This is a genomic window from Nocardioides sp. CPCC 206348, assembly GCF_048654705.1.
Taxonomy (GTDB): domain Bacteria; phylum Actinomycetota; class Actinomycetes; order Propionibacteriales; family Nocardioidaceae; genus Nocardioides.
This window is the reverse complement of sequence record NZ_JBMCZA010000055.1, coordinates 525-3,884: the sequence shown is the minus strand read 5'-3', so window position 1 is coordinate 3,884 and position 3,360 is coordinate 525. Positions and strand designations below refer to the sequence as shown.

4 protein-coding genes are annotated in these 3,360 nt (G+C 66.1%); 2 read left to right on the top strand and 2 right to left on the bottom strand.

Features of this window, described 5'->3' with window-relative positions; genetic code table 11:
- The first annotated feature begins 158 nt into the window (after nucleotides 1-158).
- Both ACOADB_RS01875 and ACOADB_RS01870 read left to right on the top strand, forming a co-directional pair.
- A complete protein-coding gene (locus ACOADB_RS01875) occupies nucleotides 159-866 on the top strand; it encodes a hypothetical protein (RefSeq protein ID WP_378596213.1) in 708 nt (235 codons plus the stop codon).
- Between the two features lie 168 nt (nucleotides 867-1,034).
- Nucleotides 1,035-1,484 (top strand): hypothetical protein, encoded by a 450-nt coding sequence (locus ACOADB_RS01870; RefSeq protein WP_378596212.1) that lies wholly within the window; start codon nucleotides 1,035-1,037, stop codon nucleotides 1,482-1,484.
- Between the two features lie 68 nt (nucleotides 1,485-1,552).
- Here ACOADB_RS01870 and ACOADB_RS01865 read toward each other — a convergent pair whose 3' ends face one another.
- Both ACOADB_RS01865 and ACOADB_RS01860 read right to left on the bottom strand, forming a co-directional pair.
- Nucleotides 1,553-2,143 (bottom strand): hypothetical protein, encoded by a 591-nt coding sequence (locus ACOADB_RS01865; RefSeq protein ID WP_378596211.1) that lies wholly within the window; start codon nucleotides 2,141-2,143, stop codon nucleotides 1,553-1,555.
- A gap of 430 nt (nucleotides 2,144-2,573) precedes the next feature.
- Nucleotides 2,574-3,360: Ig-like domain-containing protein (locus tag ACOADB_RS01860; protein WP_378596210.1), on the bottom strand; the 787-nt coding region annotated here is incomplete at its 5' end.

Below are 3,360 nucleotides of genomic sequence, written 5' to 3'. Positions count from 1 at the left end.
CGAGATGAGCTTCAGAGGTGGTTGCCCTGTTCGTCGAGGCGCACTGATCTAGCCGCTGTCGGAGCTGGACGCCCGACCACCACGGGACTCAGAGGACCGGGCGACGAATGCGACCGAATGCGGCTCGCGCACCGTGCGGATAGGAAACACTGGCCGACATGGGCTCGCACCAACGATCGCGTGGCATGACCGTTGCTATCACCCTGGTCCTGTTCATGGCGAGTCTCATCACGCTCCACGCAGCCGGTTTCATCCTGTTCGACGACACGACGGGCTACGGCACGGACACCTCCGGCGTGGGCCTGCTAGTCGCCCTGCTTCTGGCTCTGGGTGCGCTCGTCACAGCCTTCGGCGACCCGATCTCCCGCCGTGTCCTGGGCGGCGCCCTGGCGGTTCTCGACGCCACAATCATCGCGATCGGGGCTTCGGACAACGGGTTCCGGTTCTTCTGGACCACCTACGAAGGCGAGCTCCTCCAGTTCGAAGTCGTGCTGGGCCTCGTCGCGCTGGTACTGCTCACACCCTCCTTCCTCCGCCCAACGGAATCACCCCACTTGGCTGCCGCCTCGACTCCGACAACCTTGAACGGGCAGAACCTCACGACTTGGTCGCGCGCCAGCCTCTACCTCTGTGCTCTCGTCGTCGCAATGTTCATCGCCTTCGGCATCGGCATCGCCCACTTCGAGGCAACCCAGTGCAGCGGACCCGACTTCGGTGGGGAGTGCGACCTCGCCGCGCTCGAAGGACTGCTGTTGGCCGCTGGCGCGTTCGTGCTCGGCGTGATCGCCATCCTCGTAATTGAGGTGAGCGGCGCCGTCAGGCGTCGAGCCGCCGCCCGAGGGCAACACCAGCGCGCCAGCTTGTAGACCGCGCAGCAAGCTCCTCGGCCCGGCGCACTGCCTCGTCGGGGCGGGAGCCGGACCATGCCGCGACCCGCTCAACGTGCCGATGGTCGGACCGACCGGCTGAGCCGCTGAACGTTGTTCACGATCGGGCAGGATGTGCGGGTGATCGATCGACGAACGCTCCGACGCATGTTCCTGTCGAGCTTCAGATCCATTGACCTGGCCTACGTTGGCGACGGATGCCAAGTCGCGCACCCGACACTCACTTGGTCAATCTCGCTGGTCGTCGACGGCAGCGGAGCGAGCGCTCCCTACCGCCTGGTCTTGGGTGCGTCACTACTTCAACTTGGAGTACTTGCTCCCCGCAATGCGGAGGACTGCTACATGTTCTTGCCGCTTGGGTATGAGCGCAGCCAGGTGAACCCAGATCTGCCATACATGCCTGATCCCGCGTTCCCGGAGTGGCCCGGCACTGATGAGGAGAGAGCCGGCGCCATCGCTCGTTGCGTAGCCGGCACGGTGCGATACGCACGAGAGGTCGACTCTGTGGACGCATTGCGCACGCGCTACTCGGGCGGCGACTACGACAGCGCGTTCATCATGCCGCCGATGCGCGAGCTCCTGGCTGATCACAGCTGAAGGCGCTCGTCCGCTGCTGCTGCGGAGCGCGCGGCCGTGCCGATGTGCGGACGGGTCTGGGAAGGAGCCTAGGTCGACGGCTGGTACCAGTTGTAGGGCCGCTCGTCGCCGGGCACCGTTAGACGGGACTTCCGCAGATTCAGTCGGTCGAGGGCAATGCAGGAGGACCGCTCGCCGGGTAGGACGCGAAAGAGATGAGCGGTCAACGGCCACTCGTTGAGGATCCAGTCGTTCACGGCTTCGACCACAACCTCGGCCAGGCCGGTGTCCTGTTGGTCTTGGCGAAGCCAGAAGGTGACCATGGCCGACGCGAGCGGTGTTTCGTCGATGAGCCGTCGATCTGCCTCTGCGGAGAATAGGTATTCGCGAAGCGGATTCAGGTACAAGCAGCCGAGCGCCTCAGTCCCCGATGGGGCGAGGAGCACAAACGTGAACGCGCGGCGGTTGTTGTGGTCGTCCTCGTGCTTCGCGACCAGTTCAAGATCGTCCGAGAACGTGAACCCTTCGACAGGCCACCGGCCATCACTGTGGACGCGGATGACTTCCGGGCTTGCCATGTACGACGCGTAGTCCAACGCAGCCGTGGCCGCGGTGAGCGGGGTCGCAATGAATCGCTCATGCTGCAGTCCCGTTGGAACCGAGGCCTTGTCGTCGAGCATCGCTTCCTTCTCGCGTTCGAAGTCAGCGGCACAGTACGCGTTTCGGCGCAGTCGCGCCGCGCGCGTTCAACGATGACGGGCGCGGACGTAACGGATCTGCGGACCACGCCGGGCTACGAGAACGAAGCGAACACGGCCATCGAAGGACCTGGCATCACCACCCGGTCTTGGCATACGCGGGGCCCACGGCGCTGATCCCGAGCGGCGGCGACGACCAACCGACAACCCTTGCGCGCCGAACGGTCCAGGGTCGCCCGGTGGAGTTCGTGCGCGGCCAGCACAGCTCGATCCAGATGCTGAGGTTCAACCTTGGTCCCGACACCTGGCTGCTGGCATCACTGGATCGAGATCGCGCGACGTCCAGCGATGACCGAACACTTGCACTGGCCGCGGTTCTCCTTGCGGAGGGCCCGCGACCAGGCGGGCCGGGCTAGCGACGCACCGAGGCGAACCGCACGACGGTGGTGCTGGCCCTGACCTTGCTGTCACCCGGGTACGACGCCACGACGGCGTACCTTCCGACCCTCAGCCTGGGCAGCCACACGGTCGCGAGGCCGGCTTCGTTGAGCCTGATCCGGGTGGTCCGGAGCACCGTGCCGTTGCTGTTCCTCAACCGCACCGTGATGACGCCGGTGGCGGCGCCGACACCGCCACCGGTCACGCGGATCCGGAGGCTGCCCGTGCGCCAGGGGGTGGGCTTGCGGTTCCAGCCGATGCTCCACACCGCAGCGACCCTGGCCACGGTGAAGGTCGTGGAACTGGTCGTCGGGTTCACGTTCGCGTCGCCGGCATAGGTGGCGACCAGCGCGTAGGTGCCGGGCTGTCGCCGCGTCAGCGCGACGGTTGCGGAGTCGTTGTCGTCGAGCGGCGCCGACGTGGACATGAGGACGGCGCCGGCCAGTGTCTTCACCTGGACCTGGACGTTCCCCGTCGGGGATCCGACCGAGGAGTTGATGAACACCGTCGCTGACCCGGTCACCAACGGCGTCGGCACCCTGGTCACCGAGATCGAGGCGGTGGAGGTCGCCTTCTCGATCGTGTAGACGAGGGTTCCCTCTGCCTCGGTGATGTCGCCGTTGCCCGGGTAGAACGCGGTGAGCTCGTAGTCGCCGGCGTAACCGGGCAGCAGGGTCACCTCGGCCGCGCCGCTGACGAGAGGCAGCGTCTCGGTGGTGAGCACGACGTCGGCACTGTTGGTGACGGTGACCTCGACGGTG

What these genes read in the sequence shown, in the direction of transcription:
- ACOADB_RS01870 (WP_378596212.1), top strand. Translation starts at nt 1,035, where the DNA reads ATGTTCCTGTCGAGCTTCAGATCCATTGACCTGGCCTACGTTGGCGAC.
- ACOADB_RS01875 (WP_378596213.1), top strand. Translation starts at nt 159, where the DNA reads ATGGGCTCGCACCAACGATCGCGTGGCATGACCGTTGCTATCACCCTG.
- ACOADB_RS01865 (WP_378596211.1), bottom strand. Translation starts at nt 2,143, where the DNA reads ATGCTCGACGACAAGGCCTCGGTTCCAACGGGACTGCAGCATGAGCGA.